Genomic DNA, 25,124 nt, shown 5'->3' on the forward strand with positions numbered 1-25,124 from the left:
CTGCTTTCCGTGATCGATCGCAGATCAAAAGTTTTGTTAATTTTCGACCCATTAAGTGGCCTTGTGGCCAAAAAACTTTACATTTGATTGTTGGACTATACATTTGGCAATTAAGGTTTACATTTGACCGATAACATGTATCTAATTAAAGTAAAAGGCGTAGCAAAAATTCCGGATTACGTGCAACTGCGCGATGAGGCATTTACCTTATTGGCCTATTTCCGCGTCGATCGTCCTGATAAATCATTGGACAAGATTGGCCTGGGCGATAAAATGGACTACATTATGCAGGTTGCTCAGGAAATTCCTTTTGGTCAGATCGTCAAACTTGAATTATAATATTTTATGACAGAACATACCGTAATTAGGCTTAAAAACATCGACATATATCAACAGAAACATTTGGTTTTGGCGAATGTCAACTTAAGTGTACAATCTGGAGAATTTATTTACTTGATCGGACAATCTGGATCCGGAAAAAGTAGTTTGCTTAAAATCATCTATGGCGATTTATATATTACTACTGGAGAAGGCATGATTGCGGGATTTGATTTAAAGAAATTGCATGATAACGATGTGCCTTTCCTACGCCGTAAATTGGGTATTGTATTTCAGGATTTCCATTTACTAAACGATAGGACGGTAGAAAAAAACCTAGAATTTGCCCTGAAGGCGACTGGCTGGAGAGATCGTGGATTGATCGAAAATCGCATGATTGATGTGTTGGAGAAAGTTGGTCTTCGTTCTAAGCTTAAGAAAATGCCACACGAACTTTCTGGTGGTGAGCAACAGCGCGTCGTTATCGCACGTGCATTATTAAACGATCCGGAAATTATCTTGGCGGATGAGCCAACGGGTAACTTAGATCCAGCCACTTCGGAAGAAATCATTCTATTATTACGCGATATTGCTGCATCCGGAACAGCTGTCCTAATGGCTACGCATGATTATCAAATTATAAGAAATATGCCTTCGCGCATCCTGCGCACAGGAGATGGTGCATTGCACGACAATGTCACTATCTAATCTCAATCGCTGACATATTTACACATAGCAGACATTTTGCACGTTAGTTTTCTTCAAAACTGACAGGCTGTCGGCTATTGTCGTATTGGCAACAAAATTGAACACCCACAACATTAAAAGATAGCGCTTTTATAGAATAAGATAATGGTAAACGAACACGAACATCACTCAGAAGAAGAAAACTTGGAGCAAGAGAACTTGACATCCAACGAAGAAGAGCTTGATCCTCAAACCGAAGAGGTAACTGATCCTGCTGACGATTTGGAAACAAAATTGGCGGATGCGCAGGACAAGTACGCTCGTTTATTAGCGGAGTTCGAAAACTATAAAAAAAGAACATCACGCGAGAAAATAGAAATTATTCAATCTGCCGGAAAAGAGGTTATTGGCAAACTATTGCCGGTATTGGACGATATGGATCGTGCGGTAGCTTCAATGGGTTCGGCACAAGATGTTGAATCAGTAAAAGAAGGCGTTGATTTGGTGAATACCAAATTCAGAAAGCTTTTGGAACAACAAGGATTGAAAGAAATGGATGTCGTTGGACAAGCGTTTGATTCTGAATTTCAAGAAGCAATCACCGCTATCCCTGCTCCTAACGATGATATGAAAAACAAAGTAATCGACGTAGTCGAAAAAGGTTACTTGTTAAATGATAAAGTAATCCGATTTGCCAAAGTGGTGATTGGACAATAGAAAATAAGCAATGTCAAAAAGAGATTACTACGACGTATTAGGTGTTTCCAAAAATGCGGATGCGGCAGAAATAAAATCTGCTTATCGCAAGCTAGCGATTAAATATCACCCGGATAAAAACCCGGATGATGCGGCGGCTGAAGATAAATTTAAGGAAGCCGCTGAAGCGTACGAAATATTAAGCAATCCGGAAAAACGTCAACGTTACGATCAGTTTGGTCACGCTGGAAATAGCGCAGCTGGCGGTTATGGTGGTGGTGGCTACGGCGGCGGCATGAACATGGAAGATATTTTCAGCCAATTTGGCGATATCTTTGGTGGTGGCGGCGGTGGCAATCCGTTCGAAGGATTTTTTGGTGGCGGTGGATCACGTGGCGGCGGTCGCCGTGTGCAACGCGGTTCCAACCTACGCGTTAAAATTAAATTAACGCTAGAAGAAATTGCGCAAGGCGTCGAGAAGAAAATCAAAGTAAACAAGCAAGTTGCTTGTCAAACCTGTGATGGCACGGGCGCAAAAGATAAAAGCTCATATAATACGTGTAGAACTTGTAATGGTTCTGGATCCGTACGCCGCGTAACGAACACGGTGTTGGGACAGATGCAAACAACCAGCACCTGCCCTACTTGTAACGGCGAAGGTATTGAAATTACAGCGAAATGTACGACCTGTAAAGGTGAAGGCTTAACGCGTAGCGAAGAAACAATTTCTATCAATATTCCGGCTGGAGTAAGCGAAGGCATGCAGCTTTCAATGAGTGGAAAAGGTAATGCAGCGCCACGCGGTGGTGTTCCGGGAGATTTGATTATTCTGATCGAAGAGCTTCCACACGAAACATTGAAGCGCGATGGCATTAATGTGATCTACGATTTGTATGTCAACTTCGCGGATGCTGCTTTAGGAACTAGCATTGAAATTCCTACGATCGATGGCAAAGCTAAAATCAAAATAGATCCAGGAACACAAGGTGGAAAAATCTTACGTTTACGAGGTAAAGGACTTCCTGAAGTGAATTCTTACCACAAAGGAGATCAATTGGTTTACGTGAATGTTTGGACGCCAAAAGCGGTTTCCAAAGAGGAACGTGATGTGCTGGAGAAATTGAAAGAATCCAACAACTTCAAACCTCAACCGGGTAAAAACGAAAAATCATTCTTCGAAAGAATCAAAGAATATTTTGAGTAAGCTCAGGTCATAACAGCATTGAATAATTTTTGAAGAGGTTGCCATTTCGGTAACCTCTTTGTATTTTTAGCTATTCGACCTAAAAAAATCGTTTCTTGTTGTAGCGAAGAGTAAAAGCGCTTCGTATAATGGGTAAAGAAAAGATTTAGTGTAAAAAGTAGTGACTAACGTAAAATTCTACATGAAAAAATTATTTAATTTGAAGAGCGCTGTTGCTGTAGCGCTAAGTGCGGTATTGTTTACAAGTTGTATGAAAAGCGAACCAGCACCTCCACCAGAACCAGCTGCTTTTTTGGCGATAGTAAATGCTTATTCACCAATTACTACCACTCCGCTTCAATTTACATTTAGTGGTGCTGGCTCGGGAAATCTTAGATACGGTCAAGCTTTTGCTTACTCAGCATTTACCAACATTAAGGATTTAACTTTGAAAGTTGACAATCCTACAAGTAATCAGAATCTTCTTAATAACTATTCACTTTCATCACTGCAACTTGAAAAAGGTTATTCGGGTTATTTATACGGTAAGGGCATGCCAGCTAAATTTCTGTTATTGAATGACGTTCTTTCGGACAGTACAAGCACTAGCAATAATCCTCGTATGAGATTTCTAAATCTTGGCGAAGGAGTTGAAGCGGTAGATTTGTTTATTGGTACAGATAAAATTGCGAGCTTGAGTAATAGAGCTCCAGAAACACAAGCGAACTCCACAGTAAGTGAGAAATTTATTATAAGTCCAAAGGCTGCAGGTCCGAATGATATTATTGTCCGCAGTTTAGATGGAACCCTACTTGCTGAATTGAAAGCTTATAATTTTGCCAATAATGGTCGTCACACAATAGTACTTCGTGGAGATAAAGCTTCTGTTGGCGAGAGTGATGAAGCTAAAGCTAAAGCCTTGGTTGTTGCTGTGTACTAAATTTAGGCAGTTAAAATTTCAAATTTCTATAAAGGGTCAATATCGGTAATCGATATTGACCCTTTTATTTTACTTTATATCCTAATTACTTGAATGATCTTTATAAGGTCAACACAATCTTCCCAACATGACCGCCTTTTTCCATTAATTCATGTGCTTGTTGCACTTCTTGAATTGGAAACGTACGTTCGATAATCGGTTTTATTTTGCCGGATTCAATCATCGGCCAAACTTGATTTTTTAAATCTTCGGCAATGCTGGCTTTCGTAGAAAAAGATTGCGGACGCAAAAAGCTTCCTGTTAAAGTGATTTGCTTCCGCATTAACTTGGGAATCGACAATTCCACTTTAGCGCCAGTTAGGAAAGCAATGTACACCAATCGACCATGGGGCCGAAATACGTCCAGATTTCCCGAAAACGTAGATTCTCCTAACATATCCAAAACTACATCTACTTTTCCGAAGCGCTTCAGCAAATTATCCGACCAATCTTCCTCCAATAAAATGGCTTCATCGGCACCGACGGATTTACAAATAGCTAACTGATGTTCTTTTCTTGCTGTTATCGCTACGCGATGCCCTAAAGCTTTTGCTATCTGTATTGCAGCTACGCCGATGCCACTTGCGCCAGCATGAACTAGTAAATTTTCCGATTTACCATTCGCTCCCAATCGACCTTGCTGAAAAACATTGAACCAAACCGTGAAAAACGTTTCCGGCAATGAAGCAGCTTCTGTAAACGACCATCCTGCAGGCTTTGGCAAACAATGCCGTTCATCCACCCAAACATACTCCGCATAACCACCGCCGTGCGTTAAGGCGCAAACCTCATCGCCCGGCCTCCATCGACTATCGCCATAAACCTGCTCCACGATTCCGGCAACTTCTAAACCTAGAATCGGCGATGCATCCGCAGGCGGTTCGTACTTTCTGTCGCGCTGCAAAATATCAGGTCGATTCACTCCCGCCGCTTTCACGCGCACAAGAACTTGTCCGCTCGCAGTTGGCCTAGGGTAAGGAGCATCTGCCCATTTCATTTTGGAAACGCCCTCTTCTTCCTCTACCAAAATGGCTTTCATCAGCTCCTTCATCCAGAAAAATTATTGTGGCATTTCGCCAATATGAGAATCTACCAAGTAAAGAAGCGACGCTATTGCTGCCACTCCCGACTGCAGTTCCCGACGATCTACCGCCTCAAAAACGTCTTTCTCCGTATGGTGCAAATCGAAATAACGGTGTGGATCGGGACGAAAATTAAACATCACAGTATTTGGAAATTGCGCCGCCCAAATGCCCGAATCTACTCCCGGACTGCCTTGCAGAAATCGGGAAACCCAATATTGCTCCTCAAATAATGGTTTCCATTGTTGTTGAATCCAATCTACCGCTTGACGAGATGCTTTAATATCAAAACCGCGCGGCGCAAATCCTCCAGCATCACTTTCTATTGCTGCGATCATGGTTTCCTTATTCTCGGCCGCCGCTTCGCCATATTTCATGGAGCCTTGTACGCCGTTTTCTTCATTCATATAAAATACAACTCGAATCGTATGCTTCGGTTTATAACCAATCTTCATCAGCGTACGAACCGCATCCAACGTTCCTGTAATTCCAGTTCCATTGTCGTGCGCCCCCTCGCCCACATCCCACGAGTCAATATGGCCACCTATGGTGATGATTTGATCAGGATGTTCCGTTCCTTTCCACTCTGCGATAACATTGTGGGTTGGTACGATGCCTTTCCATCCCGATTGTTGTTCTAAGAAAACTTTTGCTTTTGGATTTTTCTGCAATGCATCGTGCAATCGCTCGGCGCTAACTACCGAAATCGCCATAGCGGGAATGCTGTCGATTCCTTGGGTATATCTCGTTCCTCCTGTATGCGGATAATCGTCGCGCGTGGACGAGGAAAGCGAACGAAATAGATAAGCGATACCACCTAACTTGGCGACCTCTGCCGGACCGCGACTACGTTGGGATGTATTCAACCCATACGCCATTCCCGTTTCCACCAACGATTCGTCCCAAGGCTTATTGACAAAAACGATCTTGCCATAAACATCTCCACCGAACTTTTTTAAATCGGATAAATATTCTACCTCAATAACCTCCGCTTCGATACCACCTTTCGGTGTTCCTACTGATCCGCCCAATGCCAAAACTTTGAGCGGTTCTTGCGATTCCGTAAGTATCGCTTTCTCTGCCGGACCACGATCCCAATAAGGCACATCGACATCTTGCAAATAAACGCGATCGAAAGGTAATGCTTTCATCAAAGACTCCGACCACCTAACCGCTTGCTCCGCTTTCGGCGATCCAGCAATTCGGTTTCCAATTTCTTTGGTTAAATGCCTTAAATCGTCGTAAGCTTGTCCGTGGGTAAGCGCATGTTTATAAATGTCGCGCATCATGGTTGTATCGCTTTGCGCGGAAGCACTGAAAGACACTCCCAGTGATAGAAGCGCTAGGTAAATTTTATTCATGTTTTTCGTTAATACGGGTAGATTTCGTTATTGATCCTTAGTAACTGACATCGATTAATGAACGAAGTGGGATAAGCACACCTGCTTTTAACACCAAATACTTTTCTGTTAACGACCAAACCGTTGTTTCGACACGTTTTGGGCCATCTTCGGTCATAAAAGTTAGCGCTGTTTTCGCTTTGAACTCGTTTCCAAGTCGTTGTGCAGAAGATAACTTAGATAAAAACGCTTCCGTACCGTCAACTTCTGCTGGAACAAACTTGTATTTTTGGATTTCCTCCTTTTCAATCAATGTCGTTGTCATATCTTTCTCCATTTTAATACGTGTTAGCAATTATTTTTAAACTTAAACCTAATCTACAAAAAAGAGCTCGCTTAAACACAGTTGTCGACGTTAAAATCTGTGAAACTCATTTATATTTCAATTAAATTACAAAAGGAATAAATTGCATTTCTTGCATTTTATATGACATAATTCCAACCCAACCGTGTTGCATTTTTTACAAATAATGCGGTAATTTGTCTATCACATAATTAAAGGATTGGCTATGGTGACCGTGACGGAAAAAGCAAAAACACGTATTGAGGAGATTTTGAAAAACGAGCAGTATGATAGTTCGTATTTCGTTCGTGTAGCGGTGGAAAGCGGTGGCTGTTCGGGCTTATCGTACAAGCTGGATTTTGACAACGAAGAAAAGAAAGGCGATCAGTTTTTCGAAGATAACGGTGTTAAAATTTGTTTTGATATCAAATCCTACTTGTATCTAGCGGGTACAGAATTGGATTATTCCGACGGATTAACCGGTAAAGGTTTTGAATTCCACAATCCGAATGCGTCGCGCACGTGCGCTTGTGGAGAGAGTTTTTCTGTTTAATAAATCAATACATATAGTTCAAATGGATAAGCAACTTACATCAAAGTTGCTTATTTTTTTGCCAAATGCATACAATATCTAAAGCCAAGTTGGCTTAAATACCCAAAAGGCTTCTTTCTATTTACAAGGATATAGTTTAGTGGGATAAATTTGGTTGAGGTAGCTAAACACAATGATCTTATATTCCATTACAGCAATTTACATCAACCAAAAAGCTTTAAGAAAGTAGTGGAATGAGCTTTACAAAGCTAATTCTGAAGCTAACGCTACTTTTTCTTCAACCATATTTCTGAAAAACAGATAATTAAAAACATCTCCATCTCCATTGGTTTCAAATAAAGGCTTAAAATAAAAATCGTATGACCCTGCCACAATCCCTTTGCCCGGCATGTAAATTAACCTTTCTACTCCCCGACTAAAATCAAGATTATGATTTGAATTATCAAAACTAGTTGTCCAAAACTGGTAGCCTATGTCATTGTTTATTCTAATGGTACCACTCAAGTAGTTCTTCCAAAAGCGCCACCATTCACGATAATTCAATTTTTTGGAATTATCGATATATCCAGATAATGCTGGATTATAATTTGGATAATACTTGCTAAAAAAATCAAGGTACTCTGATATTTTCAATGCCGAATCCTTAAGATTGAGTTGTCCATAAGTCGAGGGTATTATAGGGTCAACAAATTTAATATCAAATAACTCGAGTAAACAATTATTGCTTTTGTATAGCTTTCCATTATTTTCCACTATTACGTGATATTCATTGTAATACTTCCTCTCTACATTGGTCATATTTTCATTTACATAACCAACATTAGACACGAATAATGCTTGGAGATCTGTCAGTGACACGTCTTGAAATTTTTCTTTTAATGTGTCGACTTCACCCCACTGTTCCCCCGTATCATAATCAGGAAGAATTGAAACCAATACAATGCGTTCATAATTATTTTCGTTTTCCGCAAATATTATATTGTAAGTGATTACTTGTAAATCTAGATTGTACAATGGTTTCATATCCAAATTATATTTCGTCAAAGTATAGTTTGGACTATTAAATGATTCTGAGTTGATCCTTATAGCCTTGATGGTTTGAGAAAAAGCATCCACTCTACAGAACATCATTAAAATGAGGAAAACTAATTTAACATTTACTGCCAACTGAATTTGCATTGCTCTCCCTTTCATTATTATTAAGGTTTATTATAGTTTGATTTTGTCCATCAATTACGCCCGTAGTTATCAATGCTTCAACCACATCAGCAGGTAAAGAAGGATTATATATCTTAAGATCGTCGCGCATAAAAGTAAAAAAATCACTAACCCGGTTATGATCTGCGTCTTTTTTTAACTTGTATCTTTCGCATTTCCTTGTCATAAATCAATATTTCCGGATATTTTGCGATAGCAAGCAGATGCATTTCTTACATAGGTGCGTGAAATATTTTAAAATAGTTGGTTTCCAAATGCATAAAACCAGTCTAACCGGATACAAAGATGGATTTTCACTACTCAGTTTTGAAGTTGTGATAAATCGGTTAAGATATCTAATTTGATACCTTGCACTTAAGTTCTTCTGCCAACATTACTTTTTCTTCCATTACATTTTCCATCCATTCCTCATCAGTAAGGTTATTTGGTTTTGGCACGTTTTCCAAACTTTCTGCGAGGGCGTGTGGAAGCTTTCGGAAATAAAAGTCATAAGATCCGGCTATAATCCCGAGACCTTCAACGTACATAAATCGCTCTACGCCTCTAGAAATATCGTAAGCATCTGCAATGTTAGTTGCTGCAGCACACCAAAAATGGTAGGCCTTTTTGTCGCCTATTTTGCCAGTTTTAGATAAGAATTCTTTCCAAACCCTCCAACCATCCTGATAGTTTGGCGCCGCGTTGAATGAGATTGGGAGTTCACCCAAATATTGAGGATAATATTCTCCATATAATTTGGAAAACTCTTTGATTGTCAAAAAATCTTGACGAAGATTTAAATGACCATAAAACAATGGAAATACCGTTAACGACTTTTTAATAGAAAACACCTCCATGAGGCAATTTTTTGATTTATAATACTTCCCATCTATTTCTTGAAGCAAAATATACTCATTAAAAAACTTGCGTTTTATATCATAGTTTCCATATCCAATTGGTTCCAAAAATAGGCTCTCAAGACTCTCTAAATGTAAAATATCACCCGAAATGTCAGAGCGATCCACCGACTCCCATAATTTTCCGGTTTTAAAATCGGGTAACAACGAAAACAAAACCAATAGCTCATTGCGCCCTTCTTTCTCAGGAAAAATAATATTATACACCTTTACAGGATATTCTTTCCTGTACAATTCTTTAGTATTAAATGTGAAACTTTTCACGTAATAACGCTGGTTTTCACACTCGTTTTTCGTATCTAAGGTGTCTGTCAACACAATATACTTCTCTTGCTGGCTGTAACCACACAAACAGTTTACCACCATTAAAAATGCTACTAAAATGCTATGAGCATTTAGAACTTTTGATTTTCTATATGCTTTATCTCTACGGTTTAAATTAAGTATGTCCATTTCATTAATAGTGCATCAATTATACCCGCTGTTATTTATGCTTCTGCAACTTATCTGATAAACATGGTTAAATCTCCTAAGGTCTGCGCATATTAGATTGCAAAAATTAGTTAACCGATTATAATCCGCATCTTAGCTGAACTTATATTGAGTCCTACTTAAGTTCCTCCGCAACCATAATACGTTCTTCGAGTATGTTTTCTAACATTTGATTCGTGTCAAGTTCAGATAGTTTTCGTTTTTCAAGATGATAATTTAAAGTTCTTACCGTAGAAAAATATTTGAAGTAAAAATCGTAAGATCCACCAACAATGCCCTTCTCAGGAATATAGAGGAATCGATCTATACCGCGTTCTTCTGCAAAACCATCAGATTTGTTCCAAGGTGCGTAGGTCCAAAATTGATAGGCTTTTTCTCCATGTATTTGATATACCTTGGACAGGTAGATGCGCATATAATCATTACTTCCATATGGAATCATAACGCTAGGAAAATTTTTAGTAAAAAAGCTTGTCATAATAAAGCTATGATCAGGAAAATTTTTCTTAAAAACAACCTCCATCTCCCTAATAGACATTAAACTTTGCCCAGTATTTATAACGTGTCTAGGGGTGTTGAGCTCCGAGCCATGGTGCGCAAGTATAAAATACTCTACCAAGCAAAATCTCGATATATAATATGCTCCATCTACTTTTTTGATTAGTTTTAGATCTAACCTGGGAGCTCTATCTTTTTCCCATAAAAGTGGTCGTTCTAAATAATCTCTATAAGATTTTGGGTTGATGACTTCATTTTCAGGAATATCCTCAAAATTTACCTTCTCCCAAAGATCTGTATATGTTTGTACAGGTAAGACTGAAATCAAAGCAAAACTTCCTTTTTTAGAAGGCATTATATTATACAATTCTATATCTCCCTTTACGAAATAAAAAGAGTCGGTCTTTAACGTGTAATGTTTAATAGAATATTTTTCTGTTAAGCTATCTAGCATCAGAAATTTTTTCTGTGCCTTTACGCTTAATGAAACCATTCCAAAAATGACTATATAAATTATAATACTTTTAGACATAACTTTACTTAGCCAATTGTACATGTTAAATAAGACTGATTTTTAAATTGTTAATGTTTAGTTGGAACGACTTTAAATTTATTACTTAAATTCTGTATCCAGCTAAAGGTAATAACTTTAATTTTTGCTTATTCAAAAATCGACTATACTAATCTGAGCCTTCCAGTAAGCCATTAACAATCATTACTCTTTCAGAGTAGATATTGTCCCTGAATTTTGCCATGCTCAAATTTATAATGTTCCGGTGATAATAAAAATAGAAGTCAAATGATCCGCCCACAATACCTTTTCCCGGAATATAGACAAACCTATCAATACCTCTGTCAACCTCATAAGCATGAGATGGCATATGCCAATCTGTTAAAGACCAAAATTGATAAGCATTTAAGTTTCCAATCTTGATTTTTCTGGAAAGAAATTCTTTCCGATCTCTTAAGCGATCAAAAGTGGAATAGCGCTCGAAATAACTCAATAATGGAAAATCGCATTTAATACTTTTGTAATAATCGGCTACCGACTTCAACGAAACTGGAGTTTGCTCCGTATTTATTGTTCCCCAAACAGAATTGAATATATCAGGCTTATCCCGTAATGCATAAAATTGCAACAACGTATTGTAAGCCGCGTAGTGCTGTCCATTTCGTTTTACGACAAGTTTGTATTTGTTGAAGAATTTATTGTGTTCGTCGTAGGTTCCTGAATATAACTCATATAATGATAATTGTTTTATTGCCAATAAGTCTTTGAAACTAATCGTATCTACAACTATTTCAGCTAAGTCAATTTTCTCCCATAATTTCATTGATGTAACTTCTGGCAACACACTAAACAATATTATCTCTCTGTTATCCCTTGTATTAGTTTTATATTTCGGAAATATATTAAATATCTCGACTTTTGAATTTAATGCATATAGATCTTTAGTGTCAAGCGTATAACTCTTAATATCATACGATGAATGCTCATCGTCCAGTACAAAATATTTTTCTTGAGCTTCGCAAAAACAAATAGTAACCAGAAAACAAATGAAGGTAATAGCACTTTTAATTAAGGCATTTCGTTCCAGAATTTCCATCTTTATATGATTTGTTTTTATTAATATCGAGATCACTCATGCTACTAACCACACCGGTTTTTGCTAGTACTTCCGCATCGTAATCACTAATATTTGGGTTATATGCTTTGATTGCAGATACAAGATGTATCATGAGGTTCTTAAATTGCGAATGTGTAGTTACGTACTTTGGGACACCTTGCAAATTAATTTCAGACCATTCACTGTATTTAGCGAAGAATAATTCTGGACTGAGCCTGGTCTTTTCAAGATAAATATAAGCGTGCAATGCTTCATGATACATAGTAACTAATATATATTCTTTAGAAGCTGTATTCAACATATATCCATTTAAAGTAATAGTTTGCATCGTACCAATCTGATTATTTGTGTTCCAATAACCATCTACATCATCCGGCAGTGTTGTTACTGCCCTGAACACCAAATCATTTTCTTGTCCACCAAATTCTTTAACTAGCCATTCCGATATTTGATTCTTTAGATTAGGTAATTGATTTAAAACATTTTGCGCACACGGATAACCTTGCAAAGAATCCTTAATTTCAAAGTATTCCTCTGGCGGCTCAGGTTCAGTATGATTCTCGTCGTAATCGGGCTCAACAGGTGCATATGGGTCGGGCTGATAATGTCCAGGACCACCTCCGTTACCAGGGGGATTCGGGGATGGGTCTGGCGGAGCAGGAGATGTCGGTAGATAAATTGGAATTTCATCAATATCTATCTGCCAGTCCGGATCATCAGGATCATTTCCACTATTCGCTCTTCGCAAATTACCTATTGAACCTTTTTTGGTAGAGGATATTTGTTTTAAGCTTTGTGTTCCGGTCGTATTTGCAACGCGCAGCTTTTTTGTTTCGAAAATATAAAGACCATCCATATATAGTTTGCCATCGCCTGTGTAAACTTTCAACGGTGAATTTCCGATAAAAGGATTCTTTTCAAATTCTTTTATGACACCATGAGGTGGCCCCCGACCATCTATGACAACTACTAATTGAGAAAGATATACTCTTGCTTTACTTTTTTTATTTAGCGATACGGATACAAATGATTGATCGTGTGAGTTTTTCCGTACCTTGTAACTATTCCAATCAGGATATAGTTCCGAGAGATTTAGATCAGAATTACTGGTCGCACCCCTTGATCCTCTGTTAAACCATTGTTTTGCTTTCATCAAAACAATGTCTTCAAGGGAAAGCTCTCTATCGTCGATATAAATTTCTTTTATGCAAAAAGAAAAATGCTACTAGATAAAACGATTAGTATAAAAATGGTTACATAATTATAGAATTTCATAATAGGTAGGTTCAGTTATATTCCCCTAATATAGAAATTAAAATAGAAAACTCAAATTTCATTAAAATTCTTTCGCAACCATTATTTTTTCTTCCGTACTATTATCTTCGAGCTCTTCATAACTTTTAGTAGTACGTGGCGATTTCGAATCAGGAATGCGCTCGCTGTACCTGAACCAAAAGTCATATGCCCCACCGATAATTCCTTTTTCTGGCATATACAAGAATCTGTCTATCCCCTATAAGTCCGTAACCCATCACCAATAAACCAATCTGTGAAGGTCCAGAATTTATAAGCAGTATCGGATCCTAATTTAATTTCAGCCGATTTATATATGGTTTCCATGGCACGCTGTTCAAGGATATTTGTATCTGTAAACTTCACAGGAAACATTCCTTTCCCGAAACTCATCTCGAATTCCTGTTTCATTGATTTAATCGTATGAATATCCGCTCCTATATTAATAGTCATTTTCGCAGTTCGGAAGATCGATGAATGATCAACTACAAAAAAGAATTCGAACAGACAATTCTTACTCGCATAGAATGCATCGTCGCGCTTAACTACTAAATTATATGCGAAAGACTTATTTTCCTCGAATCCATCTCCTTCATAACGTAATATAGATTTAAAAAAATCCTTTCTTGATACGATACTGTCTGATAAAGATGAAATATCTATTTTCCTCCAATTGCTTGTTGAACTAAAATCAGGAAGAACAGATAGTAATATCAAATTACCGCGCTTTGTGTAGATGTTAAAAATCTCAATATCTTTATCGACACCATACTAAGATTAGATATCGCTGAGTTTTCCCAAATAGTACCGAATTTGAAAGAAACAGAGCAAAAAATAAAATTAATCTAATATTCATAAGCATGTTAGTGGGGTTTACAGCGCGTTCCTTTAAATTTATTATTTCTACGATCTCCCTCTCATTATTATTAAAATCAATTTCAAATTGATCTAAATTTTTCGCTATACCAGCTGCCGCTAAAGCTTTAGCTTCTTGATGAGTAAAACTACTATTATAAACGAGTATTGAATTTTCAATTAAAGTTATAAAATTACCAAAGATCTTATAAATAAGTTGAATCTCTATAGATTTGCTCCTTCGTCGATAGAGCCATATTTATTACTACCCTGATTCTAATGCTTAAAGATTTGGCGTAGAAATTCTAATATTTTATCCTAAATTATATGCGACATCTGTTTCTTAAACTAACTCAGGTGCTTATTCCTGACACGTCCAAAACGGTGGCGGTTGATTACGCTAGACCAGCTCCGAGAGGAGTTATTGAAGAATATTCAGCCAATATCAAAATTAATTCAGGAGCAGTTGTTATTGATGCATGAGCTTTCTTGATTGTTCAGTTCGATATCGTTAGCCGCTATGACGGAGAATTGCGAAGATGTGCTGCTTTGCGANTGCCCCTGACCATCTATGACAACTACTAATTGAGAAAGATATGCTCTTGCTTTACTTTTTTATTTAGCTATACGGATACAAATGATTGATCGTGTGAGTTTTTTCGCTCCTTGTAACTATTCCAATCAGGATATAGTTCCGAGAGATTTAGATCAGAATTACTGGTCGCACCCCTTGCTCCTCTGTTAAACCATTGTTTTGCTTTCATCAAAACACTGTCTTCAAGGGAAAGCTCTCTATCGTCGATATAAATTTCTTTTATGCAAGATAAAAAAAATGCTACTAGATAAAAGAAATAGCGTACAAATGATTACATAAGTATAAAATTTCATATTAGGTCAAGTGTTAATTATTCCCCTAATATAGAAATATGTATTTTAAATTCCCAAATATCTTATAAATGAATTGAATCTCTATAGATTTACTACGTCGTCGGCAGAGCCATATTTATTGTCCCCCTGATTCTAATGTGTAAAGATTTCGTGGTAGAAACTCTAATATTTTAGCCTTAATTATATGCGACATCTACGCATTATACTAACTCGGGTGCTTATTCTTATACCTTCATAATGGTGGCGGTTGATTACACCAGACCAGCTCCTAGAGGTGTTATTGAACAATTAATATCCAGCCAATATCAGAATTAATTCAGGAGCAGTTGTTATTGATGCATGAGCTTTCTTGATTGTTCAGTTCGATATCGTTAGCCGCTATGACGGAGAATTGCGAAGATCTGCTGCTTTGCGACGGTTGTTAGAGTGTCCGGAAGCGGTTGAAATAGTTTAAAGTGTCCGAATTAAGCAACTTTGGAATTCAATCGAGATATTTTGTGTCCACACTTTCCCAATCAAATTACCTTCATCAATATTTTCAAAGCATCTTCTATAACAAGAAGATGCTTTTCTTCCATCGGAACATCAATAATCGAAACTCATTGTTTTCCGAATGTGTAAAATCATATAGATCAACCGAATCAGGATACCAAGATGGGTTCTCGCTGCTTAATGGCGATAAGGTTTTTATCTCTTCATCTTAAGAAATTTATCATACTTAACACCATTAATCGACTTGGTTTTGAATAGGAGATTATACGTTGGATTTTCTTCGCGATCGGGACTATAAGTTGGCTTTGAACCTAAAAAATAATCTAAGAAATTGCCATTGATTACTCCAACTCCATAAAGAACCGAGAAATCCCCAACACCCGAGTAGATATAAAAATCGGAATAAGGTTTATATGAGGGTCTACTTCTTTTTATGTAATTCCTTTCGGTAGAATGAAATTCAAAATTTGTCCAGAAATATCCTATTAAATTATGATCATCGATTTTTTCTAAAGAATCCAGAAGTATTCGATCGGCAGGATAAGCATAACGCCGTTTGCGAGTATAACCATACCTATCGGCAATAGTAGTACTTTTGTTGACTGTTGGCGAACTGAAAAAGAGCCCACAAGAATTATATTCGCTTGGATACAAACCTATTTGATGGCTTAAGTAATAGATTTCAGTTAACGTAACTTGATCAATAAGGTAGTACCTATCTTTCTTCTTTACAACTATCTTGATATCGACCCGTTTTAAATCAACACTTGGAATAGAATCAAAGATCCCCATAGGTGCATAAATGCCAAAGTAAATATTATTTAAACTATTTTTTAAAAGAGATTTTGTATCGATGAATGTCACATCTCCTGCATTTACAGATTCGGTTATGTCTATTTTACACTCCTTTTCCTTGGTAAGGGGTGTCACACTTACAACAACATCATAGGGCATACTATTAAAATTGTCTGTGCTAGCCTTGAATCGCTCGTAGATATCCTTTTTTTTGTCACTAGCCCATAAGGATTTACTGGTAGAATAATAATAATTGTAAATAGTCTGGTTGGGATACTTTTTATCCCTGTGCTCTATTTGAGCATAATACCTCTTTAAGGTAATCGTGTCACTAATCTGATCTTCCAGATTAGACATATCGAATAATACATAAGAGTAATTAGCTTGCGCAGATGCATTAGCAAAATATAAATTACTCATGAATACTATTACTGTAATTATCTTGTACATGGTGTTTTTCTACTTCCGTTATTATGCGTTGTGATAAAGTTATTTAATTCGTCTTCAGTTACATTAAAACTATCTAGCAAAGATTCAAATAATTTCTTAATGTCTTCCTGCTGCTCAGATGTTGGTGATTCAGATCCATCATCAAATTGTCCACCAGGATGATTAAGCCCGATCAATGCCGCTAGTTCATATTCTCTCATCGTATACCTATTCTCACCCCATGATTTTAAACCGCTTATAATATCTGAAAACGTACTTTCCATCATAATTTTATGATCGGTATAGTTACGATTTACCCCACTTCCGACACTAAAGTCTCTTACGTTTAATGCCATAAAAATCCATGACTTTTCCATCACCTCTCGATGAACATATCCATCATCTGGATCTGCAGGCGAGTTGTTTAGTGCGTGCGTTTTAACGTAGTAGGTCGCATAAGCGTGGATAGCTTCATGAAATATAGTTGCAGCAATCATTAAATCTGACGATTGTATAAGGCGTTGAGTGTTTAATGTAATAGTGACATTACGGTCGAAGAAAACATTTACATCGGAAGCTGCAGCCGTACCGAAAAAATATCGACCATTGTTATTCCAGCCTAGGTTTTTATGTGTCCAAAATAACGAAGGATCACCGCTCGCGGTACTTCTAAATGGGTTCATCAAAGCGACAAAACGTCCAGTACGATCCAAAACATTCTTAATCTCTTGCGCACACGGATACTCACCTAATAAGTCTGTTATTTCGGGATACTCTTCTTCGTGCTCCAGGCCATAATCGGGTTCAACAGGAGCATATGGATTAGGCTGGTAATGGCCACCTCCACCACCTCCGCCTCCACCATCTCCACCGCCACCTCCATTACCAGGGGGATTCGGGGATGGGTCTGGCGGAGCAGGAGATGTCGGTGGATAAATTGGAATTTCATCAATATCTATCTGCCAATCTGGATCATCAGGATCATTTCCACTATTCGCTCTTCGCAAATCACCTATTGAACCTTTTTTGGTAGAGGATATTTGTTTTAAGCTTCGTGTTCTGGTCATATTTGCGATGCGCAGCTTTTTTGTTTCAAAAATATAAAGACCCTCCATATATAGTTTGCCATCGCCTGTGTAAACTTTCAACGGTGAATTTCCGATAAAAGGATTCTTTTCAAATTCTTTTATGACACCATGAGGTGGCCCCCGACCATNACGGTTGTTAGAGTGTCCGAATTAAGCAACTTTGGAATTCAATCGAGAATTTTATGTCCACACTTTCCCAATCAAAGTACCTTCATCAATATTTTCAAAACATCTTCTATAACAAGAAGATGCTTTTCTTCCATTGCAATATTCAATAATCGGAATTCAGTGTTTTCCCAGTGCATGAAGTCATCGAGGTCTACCGTATCCGGATACCAACATGGATTTTCGCTGCTCAATGGTGATGTTGCGATAAATCAATTGAAGTGTCTAATCGGATTCCTTGGATTTAAGTTCTTCTGCCAACATCACCTTTTCTTCCATAACATTTTTTCGCCATTCATCTTCAGTGAGGTTGTTTGGCTGCTCAGGATATGGTCTAGTGTCAGGATGACGATAGTGCCTTTTGAAGTGAAAGTCATACGAACCTCCGACAATCCCCAAATCCGGCATATATATAAATCGATCAATACCACGAGTAAAATCCGGGCCGTGAGAGACGTTCATAAAGCCGCTTGTCCAAAATTTATACGCTTTCTTACCGTTGATTGCTAACGTGTCGCTTAAATATTCTCGACATATACGCCAACCTTCTTCCACGTTTGCTATTTCTCCAGTATGCGATATGGATAGCGGAAGTATTTCAAAGGGATAAGATCGGGCATAAATATCAGCATAGGATTGAATTGAAAGCTTATGATCTGTCAGATTCAGTTGGCCGTAAAGAGTTGGCATAAGTGGATCAACAGACTTCACTTCAAATATTTCCAGAAGACAATTTTTACTGCGGTAATATTTTCCATCCTTTTTAACAACCACAAAATATTGATTAAAAAATTTCCGTTGCATATTAGTCATACCTTCATAGTACCCCATATTTGGGAAAGCTAAATAGGATAAACTTCCTATAGGCTTTCTCTCTGCAAATGCTTCTGCCGAATCTATTGGAAACCATAATTCGCCCGTTACAACATCAGGAAGCACTGTAAGAAGAGCAATTCTCTTGTAGCGATGATCTGGTTTATCAAAAATAATATTATAGGCCTCAACAGAATAATTCTTTTTATATAGCTGATCGGTCTTAAAAGTATAATTTTTAACTACATATTGTTCAATGTCTTCTGCGGTTGTATCTAATGCATCTGCAATAATCACATATTTATCTTGCTGAGCATAAATTGGCAAATCAAATACTGATATTAATATTAAAAATATAATAATATTACGGGCATTTGCTACCTTGGTATTTTCCATTTCTTGTATCTTTTTCATTTTGATTCAAAATTTTCATCTCATCATTTCTACCTTCCACAATACCCGAAGTTACTAATGCCTCTACTAAATCGTCCGACATTTCTGGATTATAAATCTTCAAATCTTCTCTCATAAGATCCATAAAACCTTTAAATCTTCCGTGCATGTGCGCTTGATCAATTTGATATTTTCTTCCAGAGTTAGATGAATATTCTTTTATTTCAGGATACTCTTGATTAAATCGTTCTTGTAGCCTATGTTTTTCCAACTCCAAATATCCCGTGCCAAAACTCGTGGTACATCGTGACGAGTAAGTATTCCTTAGATGAATTATTCAACATGAAAGTAGATAAGGCAACCGTTCGATCATATATAGTGGTCGACGGAAGAATCATAGCATCGTAGTTAATATCCGAAAAAGTTCTTGGAACAAAGGCAATATTAATCTTCTTCTGTCCTCCGCCAAATGATTTATTCAAAGCTAATCCAATTTTTGACTCAGACTGCTTCATATATGTCAATATTGCATTAGCGCAGGGGTAAGCCTGCAAAGAATCTTTAATTTCATAGTATTCCTCTGGTGACTCAGGTTCTGTAGGATTCTCTCCGTAATCGGGCTCAACAGGTGCATATGGGTCGGGCTGATAATGTCCAGGACCAAGTCCACCACCACCGCTACCGCAGCAATTACCTCCTCCTCCACCGCTACTAGGAGGGTCAGGAGGATCTGGAAATGGTGTAGGTGCTGTTGGAGGTGGAATAGGAATTTCATCAATATCTATCTGCCAATCTGGATCATCAGGATCATTTCCATTATTCGCTCTTCGTGAATCACCTATCGAACTTTTTTTGGTAGAGGATATTTGTTTTAAGTTTTGTGTTCCGGTACTATTTGCAATACGAAGCTTTTTTGTTTCGAAAATATAAAGACCTTCCATATATAGTTTGCCATCGCCTGTGTAAACTTTCAACGGCGAATTCCCGATAAAAGGATTCTTTTCAAATTTCTTTTATGACCCCGTGAACTTGACCATGGCCATCTATGACAACTACCAATTGAGAAAGATATCCTCTTGCTTTACCTTTTTTATTTAGAGATACGGATACAAATGATTGATCATGTGAGTTTTTTCGCACCTTGTAACTATCCCAATCAGGATATAGTTCCGAGAGATTTAGATCAGAATTACTGGTCGCACCCCGTGCCCCTCTGTTAAACCACTGTTTTGCTTTCATCAAAACACTGTCATCAAGCGACAACTCTCTATCGTCTATATAACTTTCTTTTATGCACGATAAAAAAATGCTACTAGATAAAATAAATAGCGTAAAAATGGTTACATAAGTATAAAATTTCATAATAAGTAGGTTCAGTTATATTCCCCCAATATAGAAATTAAAATAGAAAGCTCAAAATTCATTAAACATAACTGATGTTACCATTAAAATCTCCCAACGCATTTTACTAACCTTACATTCTCATTTTTACCCAACTCGCTTAATAAAACCTGTTAGAGAAGTAACTAGAGCTATTCCTACACCAACCACCAATCCCAATGCTCCATATCGTCCAAAACGAGAGACTACCTTCCTTTTCGTTTCTTTGCTTTTCAAATCCAATCTTCTTGTCTTTCCAGTCAAAGTTGTCTTTTTTGCTACTATTCTTTAAAGAATGTTCATATTGAAAGACACCACAAATTGTTCGCATCCGGCGTAAGAGAAACGATTAAATTGAGTTCTGGATATCAATTAACCTTGGAAAAACTAACAACGTCATTTTGAAAAAAGAGTTTAAACATATCGATTCAATTAAAACCGATAAACGTTATTCAAGTGGATAAGCAACTTACATCAGAGTTGCTTATTTTTTTGCCAGGCGATGATTAAGCGATTCATCATGCCATAGCGGAGAACTCCTTCGGGTTGATTGTTGTGCTGTAGATACCGGTTGTAGATAATGCCGGAAATATAATCCACTGGACCACGGTAATTTGACCAAAAAGCGTATTCCGCCTTCAAATCCTTAATGATTTCGGGATTTAGTTGTTTCATGTAACGATCGAATAGTGCATCGTCGCTGTATCGGAGATCTTGTAGGAAAGATTGTAAAGCTTCGTAGTGCGCGCTATACTGAAATGCCGGGTTTGGATGATTTTGAAGCATTTGATAAGCGATAAAATTACATTCATCTTCAAAACCAATTCCCATTTGATGTGCTAGTTCGTGCACGCAGGTAAATGGATAACCTACCGATGGAATGAGCGCGTTTACTTGCACTTCGTGCGTAAAAGGATTGAAATATCCGGTTACCGTAAAATAAGATACCGCCGTGCTGGAAAAAGGTTGTTTTATTTGAATATGCTTCTTGCTTAGTATTTTTGAGAATGTAGAATCACGGCGCATCAATTGCATCATTTCCGTTTGAATACGTTGGTGATCTTCTTGATTCCAATTCGGCCGTTCGGACAATTGGGCGCGTAATTTATTCGTGCGGTCAACCAAAGAATCCAGCACCTGAAAATAATCTTCCTTCGAAACATCCGCTACATCCAGATCGTACTGCTCGTACAACGTGAGTCGATAATAATTCAGTCCCCAGCTTAGGTAGAAAAAATTATGCAATAAAAACAGCAAACAAACTAGCCTGAGCGATGCGCGCTTCGTGGCTGACCATTGCTTCCGAAAAGCATTTTTGAGTAGCTGAAAGATACTGAAACCAATTGCTAAAACAGCCAAAACATAAAAAACGTCTCCAAAACTGAACGGTAACCAATCCAACAAAAAAGCTGGTAAATAGCTGTAATACGGATAAAATCCTTTGGAATAATATCGATCAACTACGGTTGGATTTTGCACAAAAAGCCAACCTATCAACAGCAATACGGCATTGATTCCAATGATCCAGAAATACTTGCGATAGTTTTGGCTTCTTTTTGACATTTGCCAATTACTTTACTGCTCGTTATCGAAAAACAATTTATAATAATTCATACCGCGATCGTCGTCATATCCGCGTTCGATATAATCCCGTTTCCCGTGAATATAGATATGAAAATTCTTATCTAGCTTCACGACAGATTTATAATCGGAAGCCATTTTCTTCACTGCTCCGGCGGCAATATCAAAATTCGATTGGAAAGGCATATCCAGCTCCTCCTCCACTTGTTGACGATAATCTTTAAACAAAGAAATCGCCTCGGAATTTCCCAACACCTCGCCGGAAAATTCTTCCTCCTCAAAATTTTCGTGCGTTTTAAAGTAATTCATCGACCGATTCAACAAATCAATCTTTTCCGCTTTATCCATTTCAAACACTTCATCAATTTTTTCATTGACGAAATTCTTGTACACCTTTAAGAAGTTTCCGGTTTGTTGAAAATTATCATCGCGTACGCGCAACTGCAAAAAATCATCCTTCCAATATACTGCGTCCGAACCATTCGTTTGATCCGTAACCAGCACCTTATATCCTTCTTCCGCATCTTGCTTGATAATAACAACGCCCTTATCCAACTTATTGATGTTGATGGCTTCTTGTTCATATTCCAAGTTGAATCCACCTTGGTCAGGATAAACTTTCAGATATGCTTCCTTATTCTCGGACTTGAAAATACCCACTGCCGACGCATCTTCGCCTTCCATTTGCACATTCGACAACGCTACCACATACAATTCGCCTGCTTTAATATTCGGATGCGACGAAGCTTCATAAAGGTGTTTTGTCACTTGCTCCGAAAACTCATGAAATGGCATTTTTCCTTCGAAGAAAGCGTGCGCGAAATGATACACTTCATTCAATTGCAAATCCTCGTTCGGATGAAACAATCGATAAACCTCCTTCGCTTTCGCAAAAGGTTTCATAAAATATTGCATCAACAAATCCGGCAGCACTTCGTCCTGACTTAAATCGATTGGTGCTTCGGAAAGAATATAAAACTCGTCGCGCGCTTTGTTGCCAACGCGATGTATGGATAATTGATCGAATGTAGCGTCCTGATGGAAAAACATAAATAAAAATTGAGTTCGGTAAAGTTATAAGTTATAGAGATCAATCGCGGTGCGAAATGTGGCAATATGTGCGTCAACGATATGGCGTAATGCTTCCGAATATCCACCGCCCATGCTCACTTGAACGGGAGCATTAAATTGTCGGCAAAGCTGAAAAACGAAAAGATCACGCGCACGGCAACCATCCGGTGTCAAGCCAAGCTTTCCTAATTTATCGGTCGATAAAACATCGACCCCGGCTTGATAAAACACAAAATCTGGCCGCACCTGCTCAAAAGTTGGTTTCAGCGTTTCCTCCAGTTTTTGCAAGTATTGATCATCGTCCATTCCGTCGGGCAAACCGACATCAAGATGAGAACGCTCTTTGACAAAAGGATAATTTTTCTCGCCGTGCATCGAAAACGTGTAAATATAGGGATGATCGGTAAAGATATGTGCCGTGCCGTTGCCTTGGTGCACGTCCAAGTCGACAATCAAGATACGCTTCGCTGTTTGTGACCGAAACAAATACGCAGCTGCAATTGCTTGGTCATTTAGCAGGCAAAATCCTTCACCATACTTCTTTCCAGCATGATGTGTGCCACCTGCGCCATTGAATGCAACGCCATATTGCTGTGCAAACGCACAAGCTTTTATTGTGCCATCTACTAGCAGCCGTTCGCGAATAATGAGCTCTTCGGAAAGCGCAAAACCAATCCGTCGTACCATTTTTGCATCTAACGTAAGATTCAGCAGATGATCCACATATTCCGAATCGTGCGCCAAGCACAACGTTTCGCGGTCAGCCAATGTCGGTTCGAAGAAGTTTTCAGGCTTTGCCAAGCCTTCATGAATAAGTTGCGCGGGAATCAGCTCGTACTTTTCCATCGGAAAACGATGGTTTTCCGGAACAGGATGTACGTAAGCTGGATGAAAAGCAACTTTTAGCAAGGCGATAGATTTATTTTTTGATAAGCGCTTTGCAGATTTTTCGAATCAATCCCGGTCCTTCATAAATAAATCCGGTATATAATTGAATCAAAGACGCTCCGGCGTCCAGTTTTTCTAACGCATCTTCAGCAGAATGAATACCGCCGACTCCAACAATCGGAAACGAAGCGTTGGATTTAGTATGTAAATAGCGGATCACTTCCGTCGAACGCTTTGTCAATGGCTTTCCGCTTACGCCGCCCATTTCTTGCACCAATTTCGGATCGCTCTGCAATCCTTCACGCGAAATGGTCGTATTGGTTGCGATTACGCCAGCAATTTTAGTTTGCTGAACGATATCCACAATATCATCAAGCTGACTATCCGTCAAATCGGGAGCAATCTTTAGTAAAATAGGTTTTGCCGCCGCTTTTTCCTGATTAATTCCCTGCAGCGTATTCAATATATGCATCAACGGTTCTTTTTCCTGCAAGTCACGCAATCCAGGTGTATTCGGCGAGCTTACGTTAACCACAAAATAATCGACGTAATCATACAGCGCATGGAAACAATAGATGTAATCATCAACCGCGTTTTCATTCGGCGTAATTTTATTCTTTCCGATATTACCGCCAATGATGACATCGCCTTTATCTTTCAAATGTTTTAAACGTCCGGCCGCAACGTCCGCGCCCTGATTATTGAATCCCATTCTATTGATTAAGGCAGCGTCCGGAATTAAGCGAAACATCCGCGGTTTATCATTTCCAGGTTGTGGACGAGGCGTTACCGTACCGATTTCGATAAAACCGAATCCGAAACTAGCCATTTCTTCGATGTAGGAAGCATTTTTGTCAAATCCGGCAGCCAATCCGACCGGGTTCTTAAATTTCAAACCAAAAACTTCACGTTCTAAACTAGGATGTTCCAAAGCGTAGCTGGCTTTCAGCACACTTTTTCCGCCCCAAATTTTAGTAACAAAAGAAACACCACCGGTAACAAAATGATGCGCCGATTCCGGATTCATTTTGAAGAACAAAGGTTTGACAAGTTTATACATAGTGCCGCAAATTTAGCCAA

Annotated in this window: 28 protein-coding genes; 7 read left to right on the forward strand and 21 right to left on the reverse strand. The window is 38.2% G+C overall.

Translation table 11 applies throughout. The annotated features are described in order from the left end of the window. The first annotated feature begins 135 nt into the window (after window positions 1-135). The 5 genes from ACFSQ3_RS11020 (at window position 136) to ACFSQ3_RS11040 (ending at window position 3,824) form a co-directional block, all read left to right on the forward strand. Window positions 136-339: a fructose-6-phosphate aldolase gene (locus ACFSQ3_RS11020; RefSeq protein ID WP_380869602.1), complete on the forward strand. Its 204-nt coding sequence runs from the start codon at window positions 136-138 to the stop codon at window positions 337-339. Between the two features lie 6 nt (window positions 340-345). Next, window positions 346-1,026 carry a cell division ATP-binding protein FtsE gene (locus ACFSQ3_RS11025; RefSeq protein ID WP_380869603.1) on the forward strand — a complete coding sequence of 227 codons (681 nt, stop codon included), beginning with the start codon at window positions 346-348 and terminating at the stop codon, window positions 1,024-1,026. A gap of 144 nt (window positions 1,027-1,170) precedes the next feature. Next, window positions 1,171-1,722, forward strand: a complete 552-nt coding sequence (locus ACFSQ3_RS11030; RefSeq protein ID WP_380869604.1) for a nucleotide exchange factor GrpE — start codon at window positions 1,171-1,173, stop codon at window positions 1,720-1,722. Between the two features lie 10 nt (window positions 1,723-1,732). Further along, entirely contained in the window at window positions 1,733-2,905 is a 1,173-nt protein-coding gene (dnaJ, locus tag ACFSQ3_RS11035; protein WP_380869605.1) for a molecular chaperone DnaJ, read from the forward strand. Window positions 2,906-3,086: 181 nt separating this feature from the next. Next, window positions 3,087-3,824, forward strand: a complete 738-nt coding sequence (locus ACFSQ3_RS11040) for a hypothetical protein (RefSeq protein ID WP_380869606.1) — start codon at window positions 3,087-3,089, stop codon at window positions 3,822-3,824. Between the two features lie 100 nt (window positions 3,825-3,924). On the opposite strand, the gene ACFSQ3_RS11045 is transcribed toward ACFSQ3_RS11040, so the two are convergent. The 3 genes from ACFSQ3_RS11045 to ACFSQ3_RS11055 are packed head-to-tail and all read right to left on the reverse strand — an operon-like array spanning window position 3,925 to window position 6,610. Further along, window positions 3,925-4,914, reverse strand: coding sequence for an NAD(P)H-quinone oxidoreductase (locus tag ACFSQ3_RS11045; RefSeq protein WP_380869607.1), 990 nt, complete (start codon window positions 4,912-4,914; stop codon window positions 3,925-3,927). Window positions 4,915-4,923: 9 nt separating this feature from the next. Then, entirely contained in the window at window positions 4,924-6,306 is a 1,383-nt protein-coding gene (locus tag ACFSQ3_RS11050) for a M20/M25/M40 family metallo-hydrolase (RefSeq protein WP_380869608.1), read from the reverse strand. Window positions 6,307-6,343: 37 nt separating this feature from the next. Then, a complete protein-coding gene (locus ACFSQ3_RS11055; protein ID WP_380869609.1) occupies window positions 6,344-6,610 on the reverse strand; it encodes a hypothetical protein in 267 nt (88 codons plus the stop codon). A gap of 244 nt (window positions 6,611-6,854) precedes the next feature. Between ACFSQ3_RS11055 and ACFSQ3_RS11060 the strand changes: the two genes are divergently transcribed. After that, window positions 6,855-7,181 (forward strand): HesB/IscA family protein, encoded by a 327-nt coding sequence (locus ACFSQ3_RS11060; RefSeq protein WP_380869610.1) that lies wholly within the window; start codon window positions 6,855-6,857, stop codon window positions 7,179-7,181. Window positions 7,182-7,421: 240 nt separating this feature from the next. Here the strand turns inward: ACFSQ3_RS11060 and ACFSQ3_RS11065 are convergent, their stop codons facing one another. The 7 genes from ACFSQ3_RS11065 to ACFSQ3_RS11095 form a co-directional block, all read right to left on the reverse strand. After that, entirely contained in the window at window positions 7,422-8,375 is a 954-nt protein-coding gene (locus tag ACFSQ3_RS11065; protein ID WP_380869611.1) for a hypothetical protein, read from the reverse strand. A 359-nt stretch (window positions 8,376-8,734) separates the two neighbouring features. Further along, on the reverse strand, window positions 8,735-9,748 hold the full coding sequence (locus ACFSQ3_RS11070) for a hypothetical protein (protein ID WP_380869612.1): 1,014 nt from the start codon (window positions 9,746-9,748) through the stop codon (window positions 8,735-8,737). A 154-nt stretch (window positions 9,749-9,902) separates the two neighbouring features. Next, entirely contained in the window at window positions 9,903-10,817 is a 915-nt protein-coding gene (locus tag ACFSQ3_RS11075) for a hypothetical protein (RefSeq protein WP_380869613.1), read from the reverse strand. Between the two features lie 148 nt (window positions 10,818-10,965). Further along, window positions 10,966-11,892 (reverse strand): hypothetical protein, encoded by a 927-nt coding sequence (locus ACFSQ3_RS11080; RefSeq protein WP_380869614.1) that lies wholly within the window; start codon window positions 11,890-11,892, stop codon window positions 10,966-10,968. Continuing rightward, window positions 11,861-13,066: a hypothetical protein gene (locus tag ACFSQ3_RS11085; RefSeq protein ID WP_380869615.1), complete on the reverse strand. Its 1,206-nt coding sequence runs from the start codon at window positions 13,064-13,066 to the stop codon at window positions 11,861-11,863. Before ACFSQ3_RS11085 ends, ACFSQ3_RS11080 begins: the two co-directional genes overlap by 32 nt. A 183-nt stretch (window positions 13,067-13,249) precedes the next feature. Then, window positions 13,250-13,405 (reverse strand): hypothetical protein, encoded by a 156-nt coding sequence (locus tag ACFSQ3_RS11090; protein ID WP_380869616.1) that lies wholly within the window; start codon window positions 13,403-13,405, stop codon window positions 13,250-13,252. Window positions 13,406-13,419: 14 nt separating this feature from the next. After that, the gene (locus ACFSQ3_RS11095; protein ID WP_380869617.1) at window positions 13,420-13,923 is read right to left on the reverse strand and encodes a hypothetical protein; all 504 of its coding nucleotides are present in this window, start codon (window positions 13,921-13,923) and stop codon (window positions 13,420-13,422) included. Between the two features lie 465 nt (window positions 13,924-14,388). Here ACFSQ3_RS11095 and ACFSQ3_RS11100 point away from each other — a divergent pair, with 465 nt between their 5' ends. Next, window positions 14,389-14,544, forward strand: coding sequence for a hypothetical protein (locus ACFSQ3_RS11100; RefSeq protein WP_380869618.1), 156 nt, complete (start codon window positions 14,389-14,391; stop codon window positions 14,542-14,544). 1,092 nt (window positions 14,545-15,636) lie between these two features. Here ACFSQ3_RS11100 and ACFSQ3_RS11105 read toward each other — a convergent pair. The 11 genes from ACFSQ3_RS11105 to ACFSQ3_RS11155 all read right to left on the reverse strand — a co-directional run bounded on the left by ACFSQ3_RS11105 (window position 15,637) and on the right by ACFSQ3_RS11155 (window position 25,104). Further along, window positions 15,637-16,656: a hypothetical protein gene (locus ACFSQ3_RS11105; protein WP_380869619.1), complete on the reverse strand. Its 1,020-nt coding sequence runs from the start codon at window positions 16,654-16,656 to the stop codon at window positions 15,637-15,639. 17 nt (window positions 16,657-16,673) lie between these two features. Continuing rightward, window positions 16,674-17,813: a hypothetical protein gene (locus tag ACFSQ3_RS11110; protein ID WP_380869620.1), complete on the reverse strand. Its 1,140-nt coding sequence runs from the start codon at window positions 17,811-17,813 to the stop codon at window positions 16,674-16,676. Between the two features lie 330 nt (window positions 17,814-18,143). Next, window positions 18,144-19,145: a hypothetical protein gene (locus ACFSQ3_RS11115; RefSeq protein WP_380869621.1), complete on the reverse strand. Its 1,002-nt coding sequence runs from the start codon at window positions 19,143-19,145 to the stop codon at window positions 18,144-18,146. Continuing rightward, complete coding sequence (locus ACFSQ3_RS11120; protein WP_380869622.1) at window positions 19,096-19,401, reverse strand: hypothetical protein; 306 nt, start codon at window positions 19,399-19,401, stop codon at window positions 19,096-19,098. The genes ACFSQ3_RS11115 and ACFSQ3_RS11120 overlap by 50 nt, the downstream gene beginning before the upstream one ends. Beyond that, window positions 19,382-20,065 (reverse strand): hypothetical protein, encoded by a 684-nt coding sequence (locus ACFSQ3_RS11125; RefSeq protein ID WP_380869623.1) that lies wholly within the window; start codon window positions 20,063-20,065, stop codon window positions 19,382-19,384. The genes ACFSQ3_RS11120 and ACFSQ3_RS11125 overlap by 20 nt, the downstream gene beginning before the upstream one ends. A 61-nt stretch (window positions 20,066-20,126) precedes the next feature. Then, entirely contained in the window at window positions 20,127-20,486 is a 360-nt protein-coding gene (locus tag ACFSQ3_RS11130; protein ID WP_380869624.1) for a hypothetical protein, read from the reverse strand. 126 nt (window positions 20,487-20,612) lie between these two features. Continuing rightward, window positions 20,613-20,768 (reverse strand): hypothetical protein, encoded by a 156-nt coding sequence (locus tag ACFSQ3_RS11135; RefSeq protein ID WP_380869625.1) that lies wholly within the window; start codon window positions 20,766-20,768, stop codon window positions 20,613-20,615. Between the two features lie 210 nt (window positions 20,769-20,978). Further along, entirely contained in the window at window positions 20,979-22,067 is a 1,089-nt protein-coding gene (locus tag ACFSQ3_RS11140; protein ID WP_380869626.1) for a DUF3810 domain-containing protein, read from the reverse strand. A gap of 12 nt (window positions 22,068-22,079) precedes the next feature. Next, window positions 22,080-23,135, reverse strand: coding sequence for a nucleoid-associated protein (locus ACFSQ3_RS11145; RefSeq protein ID WP_380869627.1), 1,056 nt, complete (start codon window positions 23,133-23,135; stop codon window positions 22,080-22,082). Window positions 23,136-23,159: 24 nt separating this feature from the next. Next, entirely contained in the window at window positions 23,160-24,065 is a 906-nt protein-coding gene (locus ACFSQ3_RS11150; protein WP_380869628.1) for a histone deacetylase family protein, read from the reverse strand. Between the two features lie 10 nt (window positions 24,066-24,075). Further along, window positions 24,076-25,104 (reverse strand): quinone-dependent dihydroorotate dehydrogenase, encoded by a 1,029-nt coding sequence (locus ACFSQ3_RS11155; RefSeq protein WP_380869629.1) that lies wholly within the window; start codon window positions 25,102-25,104, stop codon window positions 24,076-24,078. Window positions 25,105-25,124 lie beyond the last annotated feature (20 nt).

Origin of the sequence: Sphingobacterium corticis, from assembly GCF_042684745.1 — a bacterium.
GTDB lineage: Bacteria > Bacteroidota > Bacteroidia > Sphingobacteriales > Sphingobacteriaceae > Sphingobacterium > Sphingobacterium corticis.